Here is a 24,434-nt window from a genome sequence, read left to right on the forward strand (position 1 = left end):
CCGGGTGGCGGGGCAGTCAGCCCAAGGGCCTGATCGGCTGATCAGCCCTGGTGCTTGAGGATGTAGTCGGTCGCGTCACCGACGGTCTTGAGGTTCTTGACGTCCTCGTCGGGGATCTTGACGTCGAAACGCTCTTCAGCGGCGACGACGACCTCGACCATGGACAGCGAGTCGACGTCCAGGTCGTCGGTGAAGGACTTGTCCAGCTGGACGTCCTCAACCGGGATGCCGGCGATCTCGTTCACGATCTCGGCGAGACCGGCGACGATCTCTTCCTGAGTGGCGGCCATGTCGGCGCTCCTTCGTAGATATTCAGACGGTGTGGCAGGTGATTCCGCCCGTGCCGGATCGCATGATCCGGCACGGAGTGCCTAGGGGAGGGTAACGACAGTCGCGGCGTAGACGAGACCCGCCCCGAAGCCGATGACGAGCGCGGTGTCGCCGCTCTTCGCCTCTCCGGTCGCCAGGAGCCGCTCCATCGCGAGCGGGATCGAGGCGGCCGAGGTGTTGCCGGTGGTGCGGATGTCACGGGCGACCGTGACGTGCTCCGGCAGTTTCAGGGTCTTCACCATCGAGTCGATGATCCGCACGTTGGCCTGGTGCGGGATGAAGACGTCCAGGTCGTCCACGCTGATCCCGGCCGCGTCCAGCGCCTGCTGGGCGACCTTCGCCATCTCGAACACGGCCCAGCGGAACACCGCCTGGCCTTCCTGGGTGATCGCGGGGAACTTCTCGACCGTCCCGTCGCGGTAGTCCGTCCACGGCACCGTCTGCTTGATGGTCTCGGACTTGTCGCCCTCCGAGCCCCACACGGTCGGACCGATCGCCGGCTCCTGCGCCGGGCCGACCACGACAGCGCCGGCACCGTCACCGAACAGGAAGGCCGTCGCACGGTCCTCCAGGTCGGTCAGGTCGCTCAGCCGCTCGACACCGATCACCAGGACGTACTCCGCCGAGCCCTCGACGACCATGCCCTTGGCGAGCGTCAGGCCGTAGCCGAAGCCCGCGCAGCCCGCCGAGATGTCGAACGCGGCGGCCTTGGCGGTGCCCAGCTTGTCCGCGATCTCGGTGGCGACGGCCGGAGTCTGCTTGAAGTGCGAGACGGTCGAGACGATCACGCCGCCGATCTGCTCGGCGGAGATGCCCGCGTCGGCGATGGCCTTGCCGGACGCCTCCAGCGACATCGCGGCGACGGTCTCCTCGTCGGAGGCCCAGTGCCGCGTCTCGATGCCGGAGCGCGAGCGGATCCACTCGTCGGACGAGTCGATCGTCTCCAGGATCACCTCGTTCGGCACGACCCGGGTCGGGCGGTAACCGCCGACGCCGAGGATGCGCGCGTACGGGGCGCCCTTGCTGGGCTTGATCTTCGCCATGCTCTCCGGCTCCTTCTCAGGCACTCTGCTCGGCGATGAGCTCGCGGGCCGCGTCGAGGTCGGCGGGGGACTTCAGGGCCAGCGTCTTCACACCGGGCAGGGCCCGCTTGGCGAGGCCGGTGAGGGTGCCGCCCGGGCACAGCTCGATCATGGCCGTGACGCCGAGGCCCTTGAAGGTCTCCATGCACAGGTCCCAGCGGACGGGGTTGGCGACCTGGCCGACCAGACGCTCCAGCACCTCGGTGCCGGCGGCGACGGCCTGCCCGTCGGCGTTGGAGACGTAGGGGAGCTCGGGGTCGCGGGGCGTCAGGGCCTCGGCGGCCTTCGCCAGCGTGTCGACCGCGGGGGCCATGTGGTGCGTGTGGAAGGCGCCGGCGACCTTCAGAGCGACGACCTTGCGCACGCCCTCGGGCTTGTCCGCCTCCAGCGCGGCGAGCTGCTCCTTGGTGCCGGCCGCGACGATCTGGCCCGCGCCGTTGATGTTGGCGGGGGTCAGGCCCAGCTTCGTCAGGTGCGGAATTGTCACTTCCGGGTCGCCGCCCAGCAGTGCGGCCATGCCCGTCTCTGTGACGGCGGCGGCCTCGGCCATCGCCAGACCGCGGGTGCGGACCAGGCGCAGGGCCTCCTCGTGCGGGAGCACCCCGGCGAGCGAGGCGGCGGTGAACTCGCCGACGCTGTGACCGGCGAGGGCACCGACCCTCCGCGGGAGGTCGGCCGGGTCCTCGAACAGCAGGGACGCGGACGCAAGGCCAGCCGCGACCAGCAGCGGCTGCGCCACCGCGGTGTCGCGGATCTCCTCCGCGTCAGCCTCGGTGCCGTAACGGATCAGGTCGATCCCCGCGGCGTCGGACCATGCCTCCAGGGCACCGCGGACACCGGGGAGGTCGAGCCATTCAGTCAGGAAGCCGGGCGTCTGGGCGCCCTGGCCGGGAGCGACGAGTACGAGCACTCTCACACTCTCTCTTGGGTACGGGCACGGCCGCCCGTGGGGACAGGGACGAAGAACACGAAGGGGTTTTGTCGAGCCCCGACAAAACCTTAGGGCTGGAGATCTCCATCGACCAGACGCCCCAGGATCAGCGCGATCCGCAGCGTGAAGGCAGAGCGTACATCGGAGGGTGACCATCCGGTGACGTCAGTCACACGTCGAAGCCGGTAGCGGACGGTGTTGGGATGCACGAACAGCATCCGGGCGGCGCCTTCCAGGCTGCTCGCCTGTTCGAGATAGACGCTGAGGGTCTCCAGGAGCGCGGCCCCGGCCTCCTCCAGCGGTCTGTAGATCTCCTCCACCAGCTGCTCACGGGCCGAGGGGTCACCGGCCATCGCCCGCTCCGGGAGCAGGTCGTCGGCCAGGACCGGGCGCGGGGCGTCCTGCCAGGCGGAGCACGCCTTCAGCCCGGCCGCGGCGGCCTGCGCGGACCGGGTCGCGGCCTGAAGGTCGGGCACCACCGGGCCCGCCACGACCGGCCCGGCGGCGAACGGGCCGATGAGCGACTTGGCGACGGCCAGCGGGTTGTCGCTGCCGCCCGCGATGACGACCAGCCGGTCGCCGAGCACGCCGGTGAGCACCTGGAGTTTGGCGTGCCGGGCCGCGCGCCGTATGGCCTCGACGGTCAGTTCACTGTCCCCGTCGGGCGCGGTCCCGAGCACCACGCACACGTGCTCCGGCGAGTTCCACCCGAGGGCGGCGGCCCGCGACACGGCCCCCTCGTCGGCCTCGCCGCTGAGCACGGCGTTCACGACCAGGGACTCCAGACGGGCGTCCCAGGCGCCCCGGGCCTCGGCGGCCTGGGCGTACACCTGGGCCGTCGCGAAGGCGATCTCCCGGGCGTAGACCAGCAGCGCCTCGCGCAGTACCCGCTCGTCGCCGGGGGCCGCGACCTCGTCGATCGCGCTCTCCATGACCTCGATGGTGGTGCGCACCATCTCCACGGTCTGGCGCAGTGTGATCGCCCGGGTCAGCTCGCGCGGCGCGGTGCCGAACACGTCGGTGGAGATGGCCTGCGGGGCGTCCGGGTACCGGAACCACTCGGTGAACGCGGCGATGCCCGCCTGTGCGACCAGACCGATCCAGGAACGGTTCTCCGGGGGCATGGCCCGGTACCAGGGCAGCGTCTCGTCCATCCGCGCGATGGCCTGCGCGGCGAGCGACCCCGACGACTGCTCCAGCCGCTTCAGCGTCGCGGCATGCGGATGGACGTCGTGGGCTGCGGCTTCGTTCTTACCGGTTTCGGGTTCGGGCACGGGACAAGACTGCCTTATCCGGACGGGAAGGTGGGCCGCCGGGGTCTACGGTGGACCTCGTGATGGACGTACGGCGCGCGGGCGAGCGCTACCCCGGAGGGGACGCGACCGCAGGGATCGAGACCTGGCACGCCTTCTCCTTCGGGTCCCACTACGACCCGGACAATCTCCGTTTCGGTGCGGTGCTCGCGTGCAACGAGGAGCGGCTGGCGCCCGGGGCGGGCTTCGACGAACACCCGCACAGCCACACCGAGATCGTGACCTGGGTGGTGGAGGGCGAGCTGACCCACCGGGACTCCACGGGGCGCGAGTCGGTCGTACGGCACGGCGATGTGCAGCGGCTCGGTTCGGCGGGCGGCGTGCGGCACGTGGAGCGCAACGACGGCCCGGAACCCCTGACCTTCATCCAGATGTGGCTGGCCCCGCTGCGGCCCGGCGGCGACCCGTCCTACGAGGTCGTCCGCGGCATCGCCGATTCGACGCCCTACGCCGTCCCGGAGGCCGGCGCGCTGCTGCACGTGCGGCGCCTCGGGCCGGGGGAGCGGACGGCGGTGCCGGACGGGGCGTACGTGTACGTGCACGTCGTCCGCGGCGAGGTCCGCCTGGACGGCGAGGCTCTGGGCCCCGGGGACGCGGCCCGGATCACGGACGGCAAGGGCCTGGAGGCCGAGGGCGTGACCGGGGCGGAGCTGCTGATCTGGGAGATGAACGCCGGCTAGTGCCGCGTCAGCCAAGGTTCGCCCCGACGCGACGCCCGGCACGCACTCTCGCCGCACCGGCCGAAAGCCCGAGTACGTCCAGTACGAGGGCTTCCGGCCGGCACACCGAGAGCACGCACCGGACGCCGCTCCTCAACGGGCAAACCTTGGCTGACGCGGCACTAGAGATCGGCCAGTACCGCGTCCGTGAACGCCGGCCACGCCTCGGTCGCCCAGGGGCCGAACGCCCGGTCCGTCAGCGCCACGCAGGCCGCGCCCGCGTCCGGGTCGATCCACAGGAACGTTCCCGACTGCCCGAAATGCCCGAACGTGCGCGGCGAGGACGACGAACCCGTCCAGTGCGGCGACTTGGAGTCGCGGATCTCGAAGCCGAGCCCCCAGTCGTTGGGGTTCTGGTGGCCGTACCCCGGCAGGACGCCCTTGGTGCCCGGGTAGTGCACGGTCATCGCCTCGGCGACCGTGCGGGGGTCCAGCAGCCGAGGGGCCTGCACCTCGGCGGCGAACCGCAGCAGGTCCTCGACCGTCGACACCCCGTCCTTGGCGGGGGAGCCCTCCAGGGTCGTCGAGGTCATGCCCAGCGGCTCCAGCACGGCCTGCCGCAGGTACTCCCCGAACGGGATGTCGGTCGCCTTCTCGACATGGTCGCCCAGCTGCTCGAATCCGGCGTTGGAGTACAGCCGCCGCTCCCCGGGCGGGGCCGTGACCTTGTGCTCGTCGAAGGCGAGGCCCGAGGTGTGCGCGAGCAGGTGCCGCACGGTCGACCCGGGAGGGCCCGCGGGTTCGTCGAACTCGACGGCCCCCTCCTCGTACGCGACGAGCATCGCGTAGGCGGCCAGCGGCTTGGTCACCGACGCGAGCGGGAACCGCTGCCCGGCCGGCCCGTGGGTGCCGAGGACGGTGCCGTCCGCTCCTACGACACCCGCCGCAGCGGTGGGAACCGGCCAGTTCTCGATCAGGGCGAGGCTCTTCAGCGACATGCGTTCGAGCCTATGCGTTCAGAGCGTGAGTTCCAGCAAGGGGTCGGGCTTGGGCCGGAACCCGAGGGAGACGTACAGCGGCTCGGCCTCCGGCGAGGCGGTGAGCTGCACGCGCCGGGCACCGCGCTCGCGGAACCAGGCCAGGAGCGTGTTCATGCAGGCGCGCGCGTACCCGCGGCGCCGCGCGCCCGGGTCGGTGGCGACGCTGAACACGAAGCCCACCCTGCCGTGCGGGTCGCCCGGTTTGCCGATGCGGTAGTCGATCGTCCCGGCCACCAGGGAGGCCAGCGCCCCCGGCCGCTCGGGGTGGTCGACGACGAACGCCACGAAGTCCCCGTCCCGTTCGCCGAGTCGGGCCCTGAGCGCGGGGAGTGACTCCCCGTGCCAGGCGACGGAGGGATCGGAGGCGAACACCGCGTCGATCATGACCTGACGCAGGCGCAGGACCTCCTCGGCGTCGGCGGGCAGGGCGCGACGTACAACACTCATGAGTCCGTACGCTAACCATCCGGATCAAGAAACGTCCTGCCGATTTCTTACCGTCGGCGCTTGCTTGGAGCGCACTCCAAGGTTCTAGCGTTGGGGCCATGACGGTGATGGAGACCACGGGGACCAGGACCGACACCTGCGCCGGCCCGACGCAGCAGCAGAATCGGCGCCCGGACGGCGACGACCACTACACGATCAGCGAGGTCGTCGCCTTCACCGGCCTGACGGCCCACACTCTGCGCTGGTACGAGCGCATCGGCCTGATGCCGCACATCGACCGGTCCCACACCGGCCAGCGCCGCTACACCAACCGCGACCTCGACTGGCTCGACCTCGTCGGCAAGCTCCGCCTGACGGGCATGCCGGTCGCGGACATGGTCCGGTACGCGGAGCTGGTGCGCGAGGGCGACCACACCTACGGCGAGCGCTTCCAGCTGCTGAAGACGACCCGTGAGGACGTCCTGGCCAGGATCGACGAACTCCGGGGCACGCTCGCCGTGCTCGACCGGAAGATCAGTTTCTACGCGGACGCCGGGCAGGCCCTGGCGTCGGAGAGGTCCCGATGACGGACGGCAGGATCACGACGGCCAGGCTCGGCGACAACGGCCCCCAGGTGGGTGTCCAGGGCCTCGGCTGCATGGGCATGAGCTTCGGCTACGGCCCTTCGGACGCGGACGCCTCCCGCGCCACCCTGGAGCGGGCCCTCGAACTGGGCGTCACCCTCTACGACACGGCCGACGCGTACGGGGCCGGAGAGAACGAGCGGTTCCTGGCGCCGTTCTTCAAGGCCCACCGCGACGAGGTCGTCATCGCGACCAAGTTCGCCCTGTCGATACCCCCGGACGACCCGACCCGCCGGGTCATCCGCAACGACCCGCCCTACATCCGCGAGGCCGTCGAGGCGAGCCTGAAGCGCCTGGACGTCGACGCCATCGACCTCTACTACATGCACCGGCGCGATGTGAACGTGCCGATCGAGGAGAGCGTCGGCACGATGGCCGACCTGGTGCGCGAGGGCAAGGTCAAGCACCTCGGCCTGAGCGAGGTCACGGCGGACGAACTGCGGGCCGCGCACGCCGTCCACCCCATCGCCGCGGTGCAGTCGGAGTGGTCGCTGTTCAGCCGGGACATCGAGACGCACGTCGTCCCCGCGGCCCGTGAGCTGGGTGTGGCCCTCGTCGCGTACTCGCCCCTCGGCCGGGGCTTCCTCACCGGCTCCTTCACCGACGCCGAGCAGGACCTGAGCGCCGGTGACTTCCGCCGCCGGCAGCCCCGCTTCACGGGCGACAACGCCAGGGCGAACGCGACCCTGCTGGAGCTGATCCGCTCGGTGGCCGAGGCCCATGACGCGACCCTCGGTCAGATCGCCCTGGCCTGGGCCCAGCAGCAGGCGACGATCCACGGCCTCCCGGTCGTCCCGATCCCCGGCACCCGCAAGCCCTCCAGGGTGGAGGAGAACACGGCGGCGACCGGGATCGTCCTGACCGACGAGCAACTGGACCTGCTGGACGGCATTGCGGCCCAGGTGGCGGGCACGCGGTATGCGGACATGGCGTTCACGTCAGCGGGCCGCGAGTAGAGGTTTTCGGGGGCGCGGGAAACTGCGCGAACAACCACACGCGACCCGCGCCCGCCCACCCACAGGCACCCGGCAGACGCTAAAGCTCCGCCAACAACTCCGCCTTCTTGACCGAAAACTCCTCATCCGTCACCAACCCGGCCTGATGCAGCTCACCCAGGTGACGAATCCGCTCGGCGATGTCGGCGGGATCCCGCCGCGGCGCGGGCACCGCGGCCACCGGACTCGACGTCCGCACCGCCGCCAGCACCGCGGCGGCGAACGGCAGCGACTCGTGCACGGGCCCGTACCCGAGCCCGAACACCACCGCAGCGGGATCCTGATCGGCCTGAGCGCCGGAGGCCTCCGCATCGCGGCGCAAAAGCCGCAAATGCCCCTCGAAGACCTCCGGTGACCGCCACTCCACCCCGTTCAGCTCCCCGACCGAGAAGCTCTGGTCGCCGGCCTTCCACTTGGCCGACGACGCCCCCGTCCAGAACCACCGGAAGTTCACGGTCCGTCCGTCGAAGGTCGCCTTCCCGTCGTACGCCTTGAAGGACAACGGCCCCTCCGGCGGCTTCACGAGGAACCGCTCCGCAGGGCCGGACTCGGTCAGCAGTGTGCGCAGTTCGTCGGCGTAGTACTCGGCGAGCACCTCCCGCTCGGCGGGCAGCACCAGCCGGTAGGGATCGCCACTCTCCTTCAGCTGCCCGGCGGCCGCCTCCATCAACGGGTCCGCCCCGGGGCGCGGCTCGACGCGCAGCACGACCGTGCCGCGCTTCCCGCGGGTCAGCGTCACCCCGGAGATCGCCTCCAGGGGCACACGGCGTTCCCCGAGGGCCTGGAAGAGCTTGGGTGTTCGAATCCCCCGTTCGTAGCGGATGAGCACGGAGTCGGACTCGAACTCCCAGGCGGCATGAAATCCGGCCAGTACGTCACCCATGCGGCTCATCGTATGCGGCACGCGCTCCTCCGTCCCCCTCCCGAGCAGACCGCAATTTCTTCGCCTCTACGCGCGTCAGGCCGCCGCCGTGCCGGACAAACCGGTACGGCAGACGCCGTCTTCGTGCGCGCAGTGCACCGAGCGGTATGCGCCAACGCCGATCTCTGCGAAATTGAACAGACTTGCCGTCCCGGGCTCGAAGTAGCCCGCGTGACCCTTCGCGCCGGCCGCCGACAGCACCCGCGCGCCGAACCCGGCGGACACCGGATCGGCTCCGTGGCCCAGCCCGCCGACCTCCAGGTAGGGCACGTCCTGGATCCAGTCGTCGGAGTCCCGCATCGCCCACACCCGGGCACCGGTGTGCAGCTGGGCCGCCTTCTCGACACGCATGCCGGGGCTGCCGGCCACCGCGATGTCGGACACCCGGCCCGGCAGCGCGTGTGCGGCGACCCCGCACACCACGGAGCCGTAGCTGTGGCAGAACAGCGAGACCGGCGACTTGCCCGGCAGGGCCCGCACGAGGGCGTTCAGCCGTACGGCACCCTCCTCGGCGCGCATCGCCGTGGCCGAGTCGATGCCGAGTCCGCTGGGCGCCGTGTAGTCGGCCCAGGCGATGACGGCCGTACGGGTCGAGGGACTCACCTGCCGCTCGGCCGCGTACAGGGACTTGGCCATGCCGACGGGCGCCGCGTACTTGCGGTGCGTGCGCTGGAAGGTGAGCAGGTCGGTGTCGACACCGGGGACGACGACCGAGACCCGCTCCGCCTCGCGCAGGTCGCCGAAGACCTCCGCGACCCGGCCCGAGCCCTCCGGATCGAAAGCCAGGATGTGCCGGCCCTTCTCCATGAGGTCCCCGAAGCGGTGCATCCTGCGCCCGGCCTCGTGCTGTCCGGCCGCGGTGAGGCGCTTGTCGTGCATGCGTTCCCGCTCGACCTTGCGCGCCTTCGCGAGCGCGAGATGGTTGGCGCGATAACGCAGCTCGACCGGTGCGCCGTTCATGTTGCCCACCGCGAGCGAGTACTTGCGGACCAGGGTCGTACGGTCCTGTTCGGTGAGCGACGAGAAGAAGCGCGCCAGCCTCGTCGGCTCGGACTGCGGGTCCGGCAACCGGTGCCCGCCGATCCGGCCGTGCTCCCAGGCGGCGAGCGAGGCTTGGAGCGGTGTGGCGCCCCGCTGGTTGCGCAGGGCCGTCCAGCCGGTGGTCGCCAGCATCACGAAGACGACGGCCAGAGCGAGCAGTGCGCGCCAGACGTTCAATTGCGGGGAGGTGTCGAAGGAAGTCACTGAAAGGACACACTAGGAGAACGAGAGGGTCTCGCGTTAACCAAGTGACCGGGATCACGTTTCGGTGTATGCCCTAAGGGGACTGCTCCGCACGCCAGTTCCCGGCCAGTGCGGGACCCACCTGGTCCAGGTATGTCGTGGTGAGTTCGCGCATGCCGTCCAGGGTGAGGTCGCCCCCCGTCGACCACAGCCGCTCGGTGACACGAATCACCCCGCCGAAGAGGGCGACGACGATCCGCGGCCGGGGGTCCGCGTCCACGTCGAGACCCTCGCGCTCGGCGATGATGCCCGCGAGCAGCTCCTCCAGCTCCGCCGACCGCCGCAGATGGGCGGCGAGCAGCGCGGGCGTCGACTCGATCACCCGGTAGACGCGCAGGTGGAGCTCGATCGGCACGAGCTCCTGGACCGCCTCGTTGATCGCGTCCCAGCTCTCCAGCACGGCGCGGCGCAGCGCCTCCAGCGGCACCTCGTCCGGCGGGCGGGTGCGCAGGGCCTCGACGACGAGCGTCTCCGCGAGGCGCGGGACGAAGAACGCCGTCTCCTCCTTGCCGGCGAAGTAGCGGAAGAAGGTGCGCTGCGAGACGTCCACGGCGGCGGCGATGTCGTCGACGGTCGTCTCCTCGTACCCGCGCGTGGCGAAGAGCTCCAGCGCGGCCCGCAGCAGTGCGTCCCGGGTGCGCCGCTTCTTGCGTTCGCGCAGGTTCAAGGCCGGCCTCTCGTCCGAAGTGTTTGCCCAGTTCAGGCTATACGGGGATGTCGTGTCAGTTACCGACTAGTGAATTGGTTTGTCAATTGTCAGTGGCTGTCATTAGCCTCGAAGGATGACTAGTCAGACCACCATCGACACGACGGGGCCGGGGGGCAAGGTACCGGCGACGCCGTCGGACGCGACGCCGGGCAAGGGGCTGCGAGGGCACCCCTGGCTCACCCTCATCACCGTCGCCGTGGGGGTCATGATGGTGGCCCTCGACGGCACCATCGTGGCCATAGCCAACCCGGCGATCGGCAAGGACCTCGGGGCCTCGTGGTCGGATCTCCAGTGGATCACCAACGCCTACTTCCTCGCCCTCGCCGTCTCCCTGATCACCGCCGGCAAGCTCGGTGACCGATTCGGTCACCGGCAGACCTTCCTCATCGGCGTGGCGGGCTTCGCCGCCTCCTCGGCCGCCATCGGGCTGTCCCAGGGCATCACGGCGGTCATCGTCTTCCGCGTCTTCCAGGGTCTCTTCGGCGCCCTGCTGATGCCGGCCGCGCTCGGCCTGCTGCGGGCCACCTTCCCGGCCGAGAAGCTGAACATGGCCATCGGTATCTGGGGCATGGTCATCGGCGCGTCCACCGCGGGCGGCCCGATCCTCGGCGGGGTGCTCGTCGAGCACGTCAACTGGCAGTCGGTGTTCTTCATCAACGTGCCGGTCGGCGTCCTGGCCGTCGCCCTCGGCGTGCTGATCCTGCTCGACCACCGCGCCGAGAACGCCCCGCGCTCCTTCGACATCCTCGGCATCGTCCTGCTGTCCGGCGCGATGTTCTGCCTCGTCTGGGCCCTGATCAAGGCACCCGAGTGGGGCTGGGGCGATCCGCAGACCTGGGCGTTCATCGTCGCCTCGGTCGTCGGCTTCGCGCTCTTCGCCGTCTGGGAGACGAAGGTGAAGGAGCCGCTGATCCCGCTGGGACTGTTCCGCTCCGTCCCGCTGTCGGCGGGTGTCGTCCTCATGGTCCTGATGGCCATCGCCTTCATGGGCGGCCTGTTCTTCGTGACGTTCTACCTCCAGAACGTGCACGGCATGAGCCCGATCGACGCCGGTCTGCACCTGCTGCCCCTCACCGGCATGATGATCGTCGGCTCCCCGCTGGCCGGCGTGATGATCACCAAGTTCGGCCCGCGCATCCCGCTGGCCGGCGGCATGGCGTTCACCGCGATCGCCATGTACGGCATGTCCACGCTGGACGCGACCACGGGCAGCGGCGTCATGTCGGTCTGGTTCGCCCTGCTGGGGCTGGGCCTCGCACCGGTCATGGTGGGTGCCACCGAAGTCATCGTCGGCAACGCCCCGATGGAACTCTCGGGTGTCGCGGGCGGTCTCCAGCAGGCCGCCATGCAGATCGGCGGCAGTCTCGGTACGGCCGTGCTGGGCGCCGTGATGGCCTCCAAGGTCGACAACGAGTTCGCCGGCAACTGGGCGGACGCGGGGCTGCCGCCGCTCACCCCGGCCCAGTCCGAGCAGGCGGCGCTGGCCGTTCAGCAGGGCAGCGCCCCGGTGCCCGAGGGCACCCCCGAGCAGGTCGCAGCGAAGATCACCGAGGTCGCGCACACCACGTTCATCGACGGCATGAGCCTCGCCTCCCTGACCGCAGCCGGCGTGGCGGCCGTCGCCGTGTTCGTCGCGTTCCTCACCAAGCGCGGTGAGAACGCGGAGGCCGGTGCCGGCGCGGCGCACATCTGACGCTCCACGGCGGCTCGTTCGCCTATCCGGGTGAACGCCACCGCCGAACTCTCCCCTCCGGCACGCGCCGCAGGTCACAGTGGGTCAAGTCCTCCGCAGGGCATGGAGGGTGGACGCTGCGGCGCGCTGCCGGAGGGGGGTGGCGCGCAGGCAGCGGGATGAACGCGCACTGACGGGGTACCCGCCATGTCATACCCGAAGAGAACCCCAACCGATCGAGGGTTTACGGGAGTTGATGATGGCGAGCTTCGGACACGGTACGCGCAGGCACCCCCGCTCACGTGGCCGGACGTGGTCACGGGCCGGGACGGATCGCGCGACGCTCGGACTCATCGGAGTCATCTGCGCCGTTGCAGGCTTCTTCGTGCTCGGGATCGTCCTCGGTCCCGCCGCGATGGTCTGCGGCTGGCTCGCCATGGGCCGCGCATGGTCGGGCGCACGCCCCACCGCGGCCGTGGTCGCCCTGGTCCTGGGCGCCATCGACACGCTCCTGGCCGTCATCTGGCTGTCCGGAGCGGCCACACCGGGCATGGGCATGATCTGACCCGGGTGAAGGATGTGGGAAGAGCCCCCGGCCGCCCGGCCGGGGGCCCTCTCATCGCTCCGCCGGCGTCCCCTTGAGCGCCGCCAACTCCGCCCGCAGCGCCCGTACCTCGTCGGTCAGCTCGCGGATCGCCTCGGTCTGCCGCCGCTCCTCGACGTCGTCCTTGTCGAACCGGGCGATGAACCAGGCGGCGATGTTCGCCGTGACCACACCGAGCAGCGCGATCCCGGACAGCATCAGCCCGACCGCGAGCATCCGCCCCAGGCCGGTGGTCGGGGCCATGTCGCCGTAGCCCACGGTCGTCATCGTGGTGAACGCCCACCAGACCGCGTCCCCCAGGGTGTGGATGGAGGCGCCGGGCTCGTCCCGTTCCACCTCCAGCACGGCCAGCGCACCGAAGACGAGCAGTCCCAGGCAGGACCCCGCGACGTACGTGGTGACCCGTACCTGCGACGCCATCCGCGCCCGCTGCCCGGCGAGGAAGAGCATCGACACCAGCTTCAGCAGCCGCAGCGGCTGCGCCAGCGGCAGCACCACGGCCAGCAGCGCCAGCGGATTGCCGCGCACGAACCGCAGCCGGTCCTCGGCCAGCCACAGGCGGACCAGATAGTCCGCGGCGAATGCGGCCCACACCACCCAGTTGGTGACATGGCATGCGGTGAGCAGGTCCTGCGGAGCCCCCGGGGCCACGATCGGTATGGCGTAGGCGATCGCGAACAGCACGGCCAGCGCCAGCAGCGGGCCTTGGGTGCGCCGCTCCCAACGGGCCAGAGTGGTCGAGGCGGTCGTCGGGAGCGTCATGGAAGCATGGTAGGAAACGCGCGGGGCGGCACCTCCCGGTGCCGCCCCGCGGGGACCGTCCTCGACGTCCTACGCGTCGCCGCCCGCGGCTCCCGGGTCGGCGGCCGACACGTCGAGCAGCTGGTAGCGGTCGATGGCCTGCTTGAGCACGGAGCGGTCGACCTGGCCCTCACGCGCCAGCTCGGTCAGCACGCCCACCACGATCGACTGCGCGTCGATGTGGAAGAACCGCCGGGCGGCGCCCCGCGTGTCGGCGAAGCCGAAGCCGTCGGCGCCGAGCGACTGGTACGTCTGCGGCACCCAGCGCGCGATCTGGTCCGGAACCGCCCGCATCCAGTCGGACACGGCCACGACCGGCCCCTCCGCGCCCGCGAGCTTGCGCGTCACGTACGGCACCCGCTGCTCCTCCTCGGGGTGCAGCAGATTGTGCTCCTCGCAGGCCACGGCATCGCGCCGCAGCTCGTTCCAGGAGGTCGCCGACCAGACGTCGGCCTTGACGTTCCAGTCCTCGGCCAGGATCTTCTGCGCCTCGATGGCCCAGGGCAGCGCGACACCGGACGCCAGGATCTGCGCCGGGATCGAGCCGGCCGTGCCCTCGCTGAACCGGTAGAGGCCCTTGAGGATGCCCTCGACGTCAACGTTCTCCGGCTCGGCGGGGTGCTGGATGGGCTCGTTGTAGACGGTCAGGTAGTAGAAGACGTCCTCGCCGTGCGGGTGCTCCTCGGAGCCGCCGTACATCCGGCGCAGGCCGTCCTTGACGATGTGGGCGATCTCGAAGCCGAACGCCGGGTCGTAGGCGACGCAGCCCGGGTTCGTCGAGGCCAGCAGCTGCGAGTGGCCGTCCGCGTGCTGGAGGCCCTCACCGGTCAGGGTCGTACGGCCGGCGGTCGCGCCCAGGACGAAACCGCGCGCCAGCTGGTCGGACATCTGCCAGAACTGGTCGCCGGTGCGCTGGAAACCGAACATCGAGTAGAAGACGTAGACCGGGATGAGCGGCTCGCCGTGCGTCGCGTAGGCCGAGCCGGCGGCGATCAGGGACGCCGTGCAGCCCGCCTCGGAGATGCCGTCGTGCAGCATCTGGCCGTTCGGCGCCTCCTTGTAGGCGAGCAGCAGGTCGCGGTCGACCGACTCGTACTGCTGACCGAGCGGGTTGTAGATCTTCGCACTCGGGAAGAACGAGTCCATGCCGAACGTGCGGTACTCGTCGGGTGCGATCAGCACGAACCGCTTGCCGATCTCCTTGTCCCGCATGAGGTCCTTGAGGAGTCGGACGAAGGTCATGGTCGTCGCGATGGACTGCTGACCCGAGCCCTTCTTCACGGTCGCGTACGTCTTGTCCTCGGGCAGCGCCAGCGGCTTGGAGCGGACCACGCGCGTGGGCACGTAACCGCCGAGGCCCTTGCGGCGGTCGTGCATGTACTGGATCTCCTCCGAGTCCCGGCCCGGGTGGTAGTACGGCGGCACGCCGGACTCCAGCTCCTTGTCCGGGATCGGCAGGTGCAGACGGTCGCGGAAGCGCTTGAGGTCGTCGACCGTCAGCTTCTTCATCTGGTGCGTGGCGTTGCGGCCCTCGAAGTTCGGGCCCAGCGTCCAGCCCTTGATCGTCTTGGCGAGGATCACCGTCGGCTGGCCCTTGTGCTCCACGGCAGCCTTGTACGCCGCGAAGATCTTCTTGTGGTCGTGACCGCCGCGGCCCAGGTGCAGGATCTGGTCGTCGGTCATGCCCTCGACCATCGCCCGCAGCCGGTGGTCGTCACCGAAGAAGTGGTCGCGGATGTACGCGCCGGTCTCCGTGGCGTACGTCTGGAACTGCCCGTCCGGCGTGGTGTTCATCTTGTTGACCAGCACACCGTCGCGGTCCTGGGCGAGCAGCGGGTCCCAGCTGCGGTCCCAGACCAGCTTGATCACGTTCCAGCCGGCGCCGCGGAAGACCGACTCCAGCTCCTGGATGACCTTGCCGTTGCCGCGCACCGGGCCGTCGAGGCGCTGGAGGTTGCAGTTGACGACGAAGGTCAGGTTGTCCAGGCCCTCGCGGGCGGCGAGGGTGAGCTGGCCCAGCGACTCCGGCTCGTCCATCTCGCCGTCGCCGAGGAACGCCCACACCTGCGACTTGGAGGTGTCGGCGATCCCGCGCGCGTGCATGTAGCGGTTCATCCGCGCCTGGTAGATCGCACCGATCGGGCCGAGGCCCATCGACACCGTCGGGAACTCCCAGAAGTCCGGCATGAGCCGCGGGTGCGGGTACGACGACAGCCCGTGCGGCGCCTTCGACTTCTCCTGGCGGAAGCCGTCCAGGTTCTCCTCGTTCAGCCGGTCCAGCAGGAACGCGCGGGCGTAGATGCCCGGCGAGGCGTGTCCCTGGAAGAAGACCTGGTCACCGCCGAGGCCGTCGTCCTTGCCGCGGAAGAAGTGGTTGAAGCCGACGTCGTAGAGGGACGCGGAGGACGCGAACGTGGCGATGTGGCCGCCGACGCCGATGCCCGGGCGCTGGGCCCGGGAGACCATCACCGCCGCGTTCCAGCGGGTGGCGTTGAGGACCTTGCGCTCGATGTCCTCGTTGCCCGGGAAGAACGGCTCACTCTTGGTGGGGATGGTGTTGACGTAGTCCGTGCTGCGCATCTCCGGCACGGCCACGCGCTTCTCACGGGCCCGCTCGATCAGCCGCAGCATCAGGTAGCGCGCCCGCTCGCGGCCGCGCTCGTCGACGGCGGCGTCGAGGGAGTCGAGCCACTCCTGAGTCTCTTCGGGATCGAAGTCAGGAACCTGACTCGGAAGGCCGCCAATGATGATCGGGTTGCGATCGGATGCGGAAGCCACGCTGTTCCTTACCTGTCAGAGGGCCCGCGAGGGCCGCTGTTTCGCTGTCGTCGCCGGGGCGTCGTCGCTGGGGGGCGCGCCGCTGTCCATGGTCCACCTCAGGGCCGGGAAACGTCATCTCTACCGAGCGGTAACCCAGACGTGAGATCGACTCCGTGACGTATGGGGCGAATACCTTCGAGTCTCGTACCCACAGACGATTCCCAAACGCCCAAACGGGGCAGAAAGGTGTGGTGTGCGTCACCTCGGGCCATGATGGTGTGCCTGGAGTTGCGGTGACACCGCCAGGATCGTCACCGTTTCGGCGGTCTGAACGGCCGGGTACTTGCGCGATCCGCCCCGCCCGTGTGGACTACGGCCAATGCTTCGCGCACGCGCGTGGCTGAGTTATTCCCAAAACATGATCAGGAGGCAACCCGTGAGCGCGACCGCGGACCACGCGGAGGAGCGGACGAACCCTGCCGCCAGGCTGGGGTTCCAGCCCGGGCAGGTGGTCCAGGAGATCGGCTACGACGACGACGTGGACCAGGAGCTCCGCAAGGCCATCGAGGGCATCATCGAGGCCGACCTGGTGGACGAGGACTACGACGACGTGGCCGATGCCGTTGTGCTGTGGTTCCGTGACGACGACGGCGACCTTACGGATGCGCTGGTGGATGCCACCACGTACATCGAAGAGGGCGGCGCGATCCTGCTCCTGACGCCGAAGACCGGCCGTTCGGGGTACGTGGAGCCGAGCGACATCTCGGAAGCCGCCACCACGGCGGGTCTGACGGCGTCCAAGAGCGTCAGCGTCGGCAAGGACTGGAGCGGCAGCCGGCTGGCCACGCCCAAGGCCGCCAAGTCCAAGCGGTAGTCGTACGTACGGCGGGCGGGCCGGCGTCGTCGGCCCGCCCATCGGCCTGTGCCGGTGCCTGCGTAGGGTGGTCCCACCCGAAAAGCCGCACGAAGGGACACCCACAGCGATGGCGATCCAGGCGGGCGAGAAGGCCCCTGACTTCGAGCTCAAGGACAACCACGGCAGGGCCGTGAAGCTGTCCGACTTCCGGGGCCGCAAGAACGTGGTGCTGCTCTTCTACCCCTTCGCCTTCACCGGCGTGTGCACCGGCGAGCTGTGCGAGCTGCGCGACAACCTGCCGCAGTTCTCCGACCGCGACACCGAGCTGCTCGCCGTCTCCAACGACTCCATCCACACCCTGCGCGTCTTCGCCGAGCAGGAGGGCCTGGAGTACCCGCTGCTGTCCGACTTCTGGCCGCACGGCAACGTCTCGCGGGCCTACGGCGTCTTCGACGAGGACAAGGGCTGCGCCGTGCGCGGCACCTTCGTCATCGACAAGGAGGGCGTCGTGCGGTGGACCGTCGTCAACGGCCTGCCGGACGCCCGCGACCTGAACGACTACGTGAAGGCGCTCGACTCCCTGTGACCCGGTCGGGCGTCATGCGCCCGACACCCGCTGAATTCCCGGCTTCAGGGCCTGGGTGGGGCGGGAACCCGTCACTAGGATCGACTCGTTGATCCGACATCCGAGCACAACGGGGCATCCCGCCCCTGGACACCAATGGAGGACTCGTGGGAGTCAGCCTCAGCAAGGGCGGCAACGTATCGCTGAGCAAGGAGGCGCCGGGCCTGACCGCGGTCATCATCGGTCTGGGGTGGGACATCCGCACCACGACCGGCACGGACTTCGACCTGGACGCCAGCGCGCTGCTGCTGAACAACTCCGGCAAGGTCGGCAACGACCAGCACTTCATCTTCTTCAACAACCTCAAGACCCCGGACGGCTCCGTGGAGCACACCGGTGACAACCTCACCGGTGAGGGCGAGGGTGACGACGAGCAGATCAAGGTCAACCTCGCCACCGTCCCGGCCGACGTGGAAAAGATCGTCTTCCCGGTCTCGATCTACGACGCCGAGACCCGCCAGCAGTCCTTCGGCCAGGTGCGCAACGCGTTCATCCGCGTCGTGAACCAGGCGGGCGGCACCGAGATCGCCCGGTACGACCTGAGCGAGGACGCCTCCACCGAGACCGCCATGGTCTTCGGTGAGCTCTACCGGCACGGCGCGGACTGGAAGTTCCGCGCCATCGGCCAGGGCTACGCCTCGGGCCTGCGCGGCATCGCGCAGGACTTCGGCGTGAACGTCTGAACCACCACCGCACGGGCCCTGGCGACAGGGCCCGGAGGTCTTCTTGTCCGGCGCCGCACGGTTTACGTGCGGCGCCGGACGTGCAGGACCACCTCAGTGACACCACCGGGCCTGTGGCCCCAAGGGGAGGGACAGCATCATGGGCGTCACGCTCGCCAAGGGAGGCAATGTCTCCCTGTCCAAGGCCGCACCCGACCTCACTCAGGTGCTGGTCGGGCTCGGCTGGGACGCGCGCTCCACCACCGGAGCGCCCTTCGACCTCGACGCCAGCGCCCTGATGTGCAGCAGCGGGCGCGTGCTCGGGGACGAGTGGTTCGTCTTCTACAACCAGCTCAAGAGCCCGGACGGCTCGGTCGAGCACACCGGCGACAACCTCACGGGCGAGGGCGACGGCGACGACGAGTCGCTCCTGATCGACCTGCCCAAGGTGCCGCCAGGGTGCGACAAGATCGTGTTCCCCGTCTCGATCCACATGGCCGACGAACGCGGCCAGACCTTCGGCCAGGTCAGCAATGCCTTCATCCGCGTCGTCAACCAGGCCGACGGCCAGGAGCTCGCCCGCTACGACCTCAGCGAGGACGCCTCCACGGAAACCGCGATGATCTTCGGCGAGCTCTATCGCTATCAGGGCGAATGGAAGTTCAGGGCCGTGGGGCAGGGGTACGCGTCGGGGCTGCGGGGCATCGCACTGGACTTCGGGGTCAACGTCTCATAACGCGTTATGAGCAAAAACCGGGGCCCACTGGGGTGCTGAGGGGGGACGACTAGACTTCGGCTTCAAAGTTTCGCAAAGCCGGGTACGGCGCGGGGGAGCCCCGTACACACACGATTGGGTAGCCAGTGGTTCTGAAAACCTTCGGGTGGTCGTTCGCGGTCACCGCGCTCGGCCTGGTCGCAGCGGTCTTCTACGGAGGGTGGACCGCGTTCGGTGTCGTAGCGATCCTGTCCGTCCTCGAGATCTCGCTGTCCTTCGACAATGCGGTGGTCAACGCCGGGATCCTGAAGAAGATGAATGCCTTCTGGCAGAAGATCTTCCTCACCATCGGCATCCTGATCGCCGTCTTCGGCATGCGTCTGGTCTTCCCCGTCGTGATCGTCGCGCTCAGCGCCCAGCTGGGCCCGATCGAGGCCGTCGACCTCGCACTGACGGACAAGGACCAGTACCAGCAGTACGTCACCGACGCGCACCCGTCGATCGCCGCCTTCGGTGGCATGTTCCTGCTGATGATCTTCCTGGACTTCATCTTCGAGGACCGGGACATCAAGTGGCTCGGCTGGCTGGAGCGCCCGCTGGCCAAGCTCGGCAAGGTCGACATGCTGTCGGTCTGCATCGCTCTGATCGTCCTGCTGATCTCCTCGATCACCTTCGGCGCCAACGCCCACCAGCACGGCGGCACCCACGCCGACAAGGCGGAGACCGTCCTGCTCTCCGGTGTCGCCGGTCTGATCACGTACATGATCGTCGGAGGCCTCTCCGGCTACTTCGAGGACAAGCTCGAAGAGGAGGAGGAGCGCGAGCACGAGGCCGAGGAGAAGGCCGCCCGCGAGGGCAAGCCCAAGTCGGCGGTCAAGCTGGCCGGCAAGGCCGCGTTCTTCATGTTCCTCTACCTGGAGGTCCTGGACGCGTCCTTCTCCTTCGACGGTGTGATCGGCGCCTTCGCCATCACCAACGACATCGTCCTGATGGCCCTCGGCCTCGGCATCGGCGCCATGTACGTCCGGTCGCTGACCGTCTACCTGGTCCGCGAGGGCACCCTCGACGACTACGTCTACCTGGAGCACGGCGCCCACTACGCCATCGGCGCCCTCGCCATGGTCCTGCTCGTCACCATCCAGTACGAGATCAACGAGTTCATCACCGGCTCCATCGGCGTCATCCTGATCGGCGCCTCCTTCTGGTCCTCCGTGCGCCGCAACCGCGCCATCGCGGCGGCCGAGGGGTCCGCCGGCTCGGAATCGAAGAACGAGGTCTCGTCCGGGGTGTGACACCCCTCCGGGTGAGGAACGCTCTGTGCGGGGCGGCCACCGAGGACTCCTCGGCGGCCGCCCCGTCGGTCGTCATGGGCCGTGGGCACGGTGATGACCTGCGGTCTCCGAGTGAACGTGGGGGCGGAATGGGCCTGTTCGACGGACTTCGGCGTGGGCGCGAGGCGCAGTTCGACTCGGGCGACGCGTCGACCAACGCGATCGAGCTGACCAAGCGGCGCGCGCAGATATCACTGACCAAACAGGGCGCGGCCACCGGTCATCTGCGCGTCAACCTCAGCTGGCGGATGCGCACCTCCGACTTCGGCGGCTCCCAGCGCGAGAGCCTGCTGCGCCACCCCTTCCGGGCCCTCAAGCCCCCCGAGGTGGTCGGCCACAGCCAGAGCATGGTCAACGTCGACCTCGACCTCGGCTGCCTCTACGAACTCCAGGACGGCAGCAAGGGCGTCGTCCAGCCCCTCGGCGGCTACTTCGGGGACACCAACGCCGCGCCGTACGTCAAGCTCAGCGGCGACGACCGGTTCGGCTCCGCGTCCGGCGAGACGATGTACATCAACCTCGACCACCGCGACAACATCAAGCGGCTGCTGGTCTTCGTCTACATCTACGACCAGACGCCCGCCTTCGACCGCGCGCACGCCATCGTCACCCTCTACCCGAGCAACGGCCCCCGCATCGAGATCCACCTCGACGAACGCCAGCCGCAGGCCCGCTCCTGCGCCGTCGTCATGATCGAGAAGGTGAAGAACGAGATCATCGTCCGCCGCGAGGCGAAGTTCGTCTACGGCTTCCAGGCCGAGCTCGACCGGCTGTACGGCTGGGGGCTTCAGTGGGGGCGGGGCTACAAGACCAAGGTCGACCGCTGACCGCGCAGCCGTGACGGGCCCCGCCCCACAGCTCTGCTCAGCGCCCGACGAACTGCGGGCCCTGCGGGGGCAGCCGGAAGTCCGGGTCGGGGACCGCGGTCACCGGCGGCGGGTAGCCGTAGCCGGTCTGCGCCCCCGCGGCGCCCGCCGCCGCCGGCGCCTGGGGGTAGCCGTACGCGGGCCGGCCGGTGGTCTGCGGGTAGCCGTAGGCCGGCTGTGTCGCCGGCGGCTGCTGCGGCGGGTAGCCGTAGCCGGGCTGTCCGGGCACCGCGGTCGGCTGCTCCGGGGGCAGCGGCACGGAGACCTCGGGGGACTGCGGGGAGGTGCCCGCCGTCGTCGGCTGCGCGGCCGTGTTCGTGGTGGGGGGCGCGGGGACCGTCGTGGTCGCCTCCTCGGCCGCCGCCTCCGACTCGTCCACCGAGATGCCGAAGTCGGTCGCGAGCCCCTTCAGCCCGTTCGAATAGCCCTCGCCCAGCGCCCGGAACTTCCAGCCCTCCCCGCGCCGGTACAGCTCACCGCAGATCAGCGCGGTCTCCTCGCCCGTCTCCGGCGTGACGTCGAAGGACGCCAGCGCCTCGGTGCCGGTGTCCGCCGCGTCGTACAGCAGGATGCGCAGCTCCCGCACGCGGTCGAACGTCACGCCGTCCGCCGATGCGACCAGCAGAATCCGGCTGACCCCGGACTCGACACCGGTGAGATCTGTCTGGATCGTGTCGGTCAGGCCCTCGGCGACCCGCTTCTTGCCGAGCCGCCACACCTTTCCGGCCGGGTGCCGGGGCTGGTTGTAGAAGACGAAGTCCTCGTCGGAGCGCACACGACCGTCGGGGCCGAGGAGCAGCGCGGAGGCGTCGACGTCCGGAACCCCCTGCCCCGGTGTCCAGCGCAGCACGGCGCGCACCGTGGTGGCTTCCAGCGGGACGTTCGACCCCTTCAGCATGGCGTGCGTCATGCGGTCATCCTGCCCTCTCGGTCCTGCTCACGACAACGCGGGGGCCGCGGTCACGAGCGGCGCCGACGGCCTTCGCGGACTACCGTCGTCATGGCCGGGCCTGGCTGTGTTTGCCCGCGTTACCTGAAATTCATGCCTCATGGGAACCTGTGACATGGACATCTACGTACTATTACCGGCCACCTTTCATCGATTCGCAGGTCGCATCACCACCACGGGGGAGTTCCATGCGTCATTTCGGGCACATCGCCCCTGAGGTACGGAAGCGTCTCTTCTTCCGCGAGCCGTGCGCCTTCACCGCGGACTCCCCGGCCCGGCTGCTCGCCGCCGCACTGGGCGCCACGCTGTACAGCCCCGCCACCCGGCCGCGCCTGGCCGACGACGTCCTCAAGCAGGGCGCGCGCGGCGTGGTCTCGATGGTGCTGTGCCTGGAGGACTCGATCGACGACGCGGACGTCGGCCCCGGCGAGGAGAACCTCGTCCGTCAGATCACCGCCCTCGCCGACCTGCCGGACGCCGACCCGCCGCTGCTGTTCATCCGGGTCCGGGTCCCCGAGCAGATCCCCGACCTGGTACGACGCCTCGGCCCCGCCGTCCGGCTGCTGTCCGGGTTCGTCCTGCCCAAGTTCACCGAGGAACGCGGCATCCCCTTCCTGGAAGCCCTGGCCACCGCCGAGGCCGAAAGCGGCCGTCGCCTTTTCGCCATGCCCGTGCTGGAGTCCCCGGAGCTGCTCTACCGGGAGTCGCGCGTGGAGACCCTGGAGGGCATCTCCCGGGCCATCGACAAGTACCGCGACCGCGTCCTCGCCCTGCGCCTCGGCGTGACGGACTTCTGCTCCTCCTACGGGCTGCGCCGGGGCCCCGACATGACGGCCTACGACGTGCAGATCGTCGCCTCCGTGATCGCCGACGTGGTGAACATGCTGGGCCGCGCCGACGGGACCGGCTTCACCGTCACCGGGCCGGTGTGGGAGTACTTCCGGGTCCAGGAGCGCATGTTCAAGCCCTTGCTGCGACAGAGCCCCTTCCTGGAGGTGCAGGCTGCGGAGCTGCGCGAGAAGCTGATTGAGCACGCCATGGACGGTCTGCTGAGGGAGATCTCCCTGGACCACGCCAACGGACTGCTGGGCAAGACCTGCATCCACCCCTCGCACGTGCTGCCCGTGCACGCCCTGTCGGTCGTCAGCCACGAGGAGTTCACGGACGCCCAGGACATCCTGCGCCCCGAGCGCGGCGGCGGGGGTGTGCTGAGATCGGCGTACACGAACAAGATGAACGAGGTGAAGCCGCACCGGGCCTGGGCCGAGCGGACCCTGCTGCGGGCCGAGGTTTTCGGCGTGGCGAACCAGGACATCGGCTTCGTGGAACTGCTGGCGGCGGGACTGCCGGCCTGACCGCACGGCTTTTCGAGGACACGAAGGGTTCATGGAGAAGGCAGTGAACGAGGGGGAGCACCGTGAGGTGCGCGAGGACGCGGACGGCGTCTGGTCCGGCAGCTGGGTCGCCGAGCGGCTCGGCGTCGAGCTCGCCGGTGACGGCCGGCTGTCCGGCCTGCTGGGGCTGGCGCTGCGCCGCAACCCCAAGCGGGCCCACCTGCTGGTGTCGAACGTCCTGGGCAAGCACGTGCCGCAGTCGCCGTCCGTGGTGTACGGCTACGGAGTGGAGCTCGGCCGCCGGGTGCGGGACCTGCTGGGCGACGACGAGGCCCGCAGGGCCGTCGTCCTCGGCTACGCCGAGACCGCGACCGGCCTCGGCCACTCCGTCGCCGACGGGCTGGGCCTCGCGCCCTACCTGCACTCCACCCGCCGCCCGGTCGCCGGCGTCGCCCGGGCCGGCGGCTTCGAGGAGTCCCACTCCCACGCGACCTCGCACCTGCTGCTGCCGGAGGACCCCGCGCTGCTCACCGGCGACGGGCCACTGGTCCTGGTCGACGACGAGTTCTCCACGGGGAACACGGTGCTGAACACGATCCGTGACCTTCATGAGCGGTATCCGCGGCGGAGGTACGTCGTGGTGGCGCTGGTGGACATGCGGTCGTCGGCCGACGCGGGGCGCCTCGCGGAATTCGCCGGGGAGATCGGTGCGCGGGTCGACCTGGTGACGGCGGCCTCCGGGACCGTACGGCTGCCGGAGGGGGTGCTGGAGAAGGGTCAGGAGCTGGTGGCGCGGTACGAGGCCGAGAGTGCCGCGTCAGGTGATCGGTCGTCCGCGGCGCCGTCGTGGCCGGTCGCGCGGTTCCCCGCGCCCCCTGAGGGCGTTGCCGACACGCCCTTTTCAGGGGCGCGGGGAACCGCGCG

25 protein-coding genes are annotated in these 24,434 nt (G+C 69.8%); 13 read left to right on the forward strand and 12 right to left on the reverse strand.

Going from position 1 to position 24,434, the window contains the following annotated elements:
• Positions 1–41: 41 nt before the first annotated feature.
• The 4 genes from AB0E85_RS14530 to fasR all read right to left on the reverse strand — a co-directional run bounded on the left by AB0E85_RS14530 (position 42) and on the right by fasR (position 3,617).
• Positions 42–290: an acyl carrier protein gene (locus tag AB0E85_RS14530; RefSeq protein WP_003989952.1), complete on the reverse strand. Its 249-nt coding sequence runs from the start codon at positions 288–290 to the stop codon at positions 42–44.
• Positions 291–371: 81 nt separating this feature from the next.
• Positions 372–1,373 (reverse strand): ketoacyl-ACP synthase III, encoded by a 1,002-nt coding sequence (locus AB0E85_RS14535; RefSeq protein ID WP_361926132.1) that lies wholly within the window; start codon positions 1,371–1,373, stop codon positions 372–374.
• Positions 1,374–1,389: 16 nt separating this feature from the next.
• Positions 1,390–2,322 carry an ACP S-malonyltransferase gene (locus tag AB0E85_RS14540; protein ID WP_361926135.1) on the reverse strand — a complete coding sequence of 311 codons (933 nt, stop codon included), beginning with the start codon at positions 2,320–2,322 and terminating at the stop codon, positions 1,390–1,392.
• Between the two features lie 89 nt (positions 2,323–2,411).
• Positions 2,412–3,617, reverse strand: a complete 1,206-nt coding sequence (fasR, locus tag AB0E85_RS14545; protein ID WP_361926138.1) for a fatty acid biosynthesis transcriptional regulator FasR — start codon at positions 3,615–3,617, stop codon at positions 2,412–2,414.
• A 59-nt stretch (positions 3,618–3,676) separates the two neighbouring features.
• On the opposite strand from fasR, the gene AB0E85_RS14550 reads away from it, so the two are divergent.
• Positions 3,677–4,336, forward strand: coding sequence for a pirin family protein (locus tag AB0E85_RS14550; protein ID WP_361926140.1), 660 nt, complete (start codon positions 3,677–3,679; stop codon positions 4,334–4,336).
• A gap of 161 nt (positions 4,337–4,497) precedes the next feature.
• Here AB0E85_RS14550 and AB0E85_RS14555 read toward each other — a convergent pair whose 3' ends face one another.
• Together AB0E85_RS14555 and AB0E85_RS14560 are read right to left on the reverse strand one after the other, a co-directional pair.
• Positions 4,498–5,313, reverse strand: a complete 816-nt coding sequence (locus AB0E85_RS14555; RefSeq protein ID WP_361926143.1) for a serine hydrolase domain-containing protein — start codon at positions 5,311–5,313, stop codon at positions 4,498–4,500.
• A gap of 18 nt (positions 5,314–5,331) precedes the next feature.
• Entirely contained in the window at positions 5,332–5,802 is a 471-nt protein-coding gene (locus AB0E85_RS14560; protein ID WP_361926146.1) for a GNAT family N-acetyltransferase, read from the reverse strand.
• Positions 5,803–5,900: 98 nt separating this feature from the next.
• Here AB0E85_RS14560 and AB0E85_RS14565 point away from each other — a divergent pair, with 98 nt between their 5' ends.
• Both AB0E85_RS14565 and AB0E85_RS14570 read left to right on the forward strand, forming a co-directional pair.
• Positions 5,901–6,368 carry a MerR family transcriptional regulator gene (locus AB0E85_RS14565; protein ID WP_361926149.1) on the forward strand — a complete coding sequence of 156 codons (468 nt, stop codon included), beginning with the start codon at positions 5,901–5,903 and terminating at the stop codon, positions 6,366–6,368.
• A complete protein-coding gene (locus tag AB0E85_RS14570; RefSeq protein ID WP_361926151.1) occupies positions 6,365–7,381 on the forward strand; it encodes an aldo/keto reductase in 1,017 nt (338 codons plus the stop codon). Before AB0E85_RS14565 ends, AB0E85_RS14570 begins: the two co-directional genes overlap by 4 nt.
• 79 nt (positions 7,382–7,460) lie before the next feature.
• Here the strand turns inward: AB0E85_RS14570 and AB0E85_RS14575 are convergent, their stop codons facing one another.
• The 3 genes from AB0E85_RS14575 to AB0E85_RS14585 form a co-directional block, all read right to left on the reverse strand.
• Positions 7,461–8,312 (reverse strand): DUF4429 domain-containing protein, encoded by an 852-nt coding sequence (locus AB0E85_RS14575; RefSeq protein ID WP_361926197.1) that lies wholly within the window; start codon positions 8,310–8,312, stop codon positions 7,461–7,463.
• Between the two features lie 66 nt (positions 8,313–8,378).
• Positions 8,379–9,587 (reverse strand): alpha/beta hydrolase, encoded by a 1,209-nt coding sequence (locus AB0E85_RS14580; protein WP_361926154.1) that lies wholly within the window; start codon positions 9,585–9,587, stop codon positions 8,379–8,381.
• Positions 9,588–9,660: 73 nt separating this feature from the next.
• The gene (locus AB0E85_RS14585) at positions 9,661–10,293 is read right to left on the reverse strand and encodes a TetR family transcriptional regulator (RefSeq protein WP_361926157.1); all 633 of its coding nucleotides are present in this window, start codon (positions 10,291–10,293) and stop codon (positions 9,661–9,663) included.
• 115 nt (positions 10,294–10,408) lie between these two features.
• Between AB0E85_RS14585 and AB0E85_RS14590 the strand changes: the two genes are divergently transcribed.
• Both AB0E85_RS14590 and AB0E85_RS14595 read left to right on the forward strand, forming a co-directional pair.
• Positions 10,409–12,028, forward strand: coding sequence for an MFS transporter (locus AB0E85_RS14590; protein WP_361926160.1), 1,620 nt, complete (start codon positions 10,409–10,411; stop codon positions 12,026–12,028).
• A 235-nt stretch (positions 12,029–12,263) separates the two neighbouring features.
• Positions 12,264–12,572: a small hydrophobic protein gene (locus tag AB0E85_RS14595; RefSeq protein WP_361926162.1), complete on the forward strand. Its 309-nt coding sequence runs from the start codon at positions 12,264–12,266 to the stop codon at positions 12,570–12,572.
• A 51-nt stretch (positions 12,573–12,623) separates the two neighbouring features.
• On the opposite strand, the gene AB0E85_RS14600 is transcribed toward AB0E85_RS14595, so the two are convergent.
• Positions 12,624–13,373: a potassium channel family protein gene (locus AB0E85_RS14600; RefSeq protein ID WP_361926165.1), complete on the reverse strand. Its 750-nt coding sequence runs from the start codon at positions 13,371–13,373 to the stop codon at positions 12,624–12,626.
• Positions 13,374–13,442: 69 nt separating this feature from the next.
• Entirely contained in the window at positions 13,443–16,190 is a 2,748-nt protein-coding gene (gene aceE, locus AB0E85_RS14605) for a pyruvate dehydrogenase (acetyl-transferring), homodimeric type (protein WP_361926168.1), read from the reverse strand.
• A 418-nt stretch (positions 16,191–16,608) separates the two neighbouring features.
• Here aceE and AB0E85_RS14610 point away from each other — a divergent pair, with 418 nt between their 5' ends.
• The 6 genes from AB0E85_RS14610 (at position 16,609) to AB0E85_RS14635 (ending at position 21,188) form a co-directional block, all read left to right on the forward strand.
• Positions 16,609–17,046: a DUF3052 domain-containing protein gene (locus AB0E85_RS14610; protein WP_062926619.1), complete on the forward strand. Its 438-nt coding sequence runs from the start codon at positions 16,609–16,611 to the stop codon at positions 17,044–17,046.
• A 109-nt stretch (positions 17,047–17,155) separates the two neighbouring features.
• A complete protein-coding gene (locus tag AB0E85_RS14615) occupies positions 17,156–17,614 on the forward strand; it encodes a peroxiredoxin (RefSeq protein ID WP_102908925.1) in 459 nt (152 codons plus the stop codon).
• Between the two features lie 146 nt (positions 17,615–17,760).
• A complete protein-coding gene (locus tag AB0E85_RS14620; RefSeq protein ID WP_184845869.1) occupies positions 17,761–18,336 on the forward strand; it encodes a TerD family protein in 576 nt (191 codons plus the stop codon).
• Positions 18,337–18,475: 139 nt separating this feature from the next.
• Positions 18,476–19,051 (forward strand): TerD family protein, encoded by a 576-nt coding sequence (locus AB0E85_RS14625; RefSeq protein WP_361926173.1) that lies wholly within the window; start codon positions 18,476–18,478, stop codon positions 19,049–19,051.
• A gap of 125 nt (positions 19,052–19,176) precedes the next feature.
• Positions 19,177–20,322 carry a DUF475 domain-containing protein gene (locus tag AB0E85_RS14630; protein WP_361926176.1) on the forward strand — a complete coding sequence of 382 codons (1,146 nt, stop codon included), beginning with the start codon at positions 19,177–19,179 and terminating at the stop codon, positions 20,320–20,322.
• 128 nt (positions 20,323–20,450) lie between these two features.
• On the forward strand, positions 20,451–21,188 hold the full coding sequence (locus AB0E85_RS14635) for a Tellurium resistance (RefSeq protein ID WP_184845863.1): 738 nt from the start codon (positions 20,451–20,453) through the stop codon (positions 21,186–21,188).
• 37 nt (positions 21,189–21,225) lie between these two features.
• On the opposite strand, the gene AB0E85_RS14640 is transcribed toward AB0E85_RS14635, so the two are convergent.
• On the reverse strand, positions 21,226–22,137 hold the full coding sequence (locus tag AB0E85_RS14640) for a TerD family protein (protein WP_361926179.1): 912 nt from the start codon (positions 22,135–22,137) through the stop codon (positions 21,226–21,228).
• Positions 22,138–22,364: 227 nt separating this feature from the next.
• On the opposite strand from AB0E85_RS14640, the gene AB0E85_RS14645 reads away from it, so the two are divergent.
• Positions 22,365–23,531, forward strand: coding sequence for an HpcH/HpaI aldolase/citrate lyase family protein (locus AB0E85_RS14645; protein WP_361926182.1), 1,167 nt, complete (start codon positions 22,365–22,367; stop codon positions 23,529–23,531).
• A 31-nt stretch (positions 23,532–23,562) separates the two neighbouring features.
• Positions 23,563–24,434 (forward strand): phosphoribosyltransferase domain-containing protein (locus tag AB0E85_RS14650; RefSeq protein ID WP_361926185.1); only part of this gene is annotated, 872 nt, incomplete at its 3' end.

The sequence above is a fragment of the Streptomyces sp. NPDC029044 genome (genome assembly GCF_040637495.1).
In the GTDB taxonomy this organism is placed as follows: domain Bacteria; phylum Actinomycetota; class Actinomycetes; order Streptomycetales; family Streptomycetaceae; genus Streptomyces.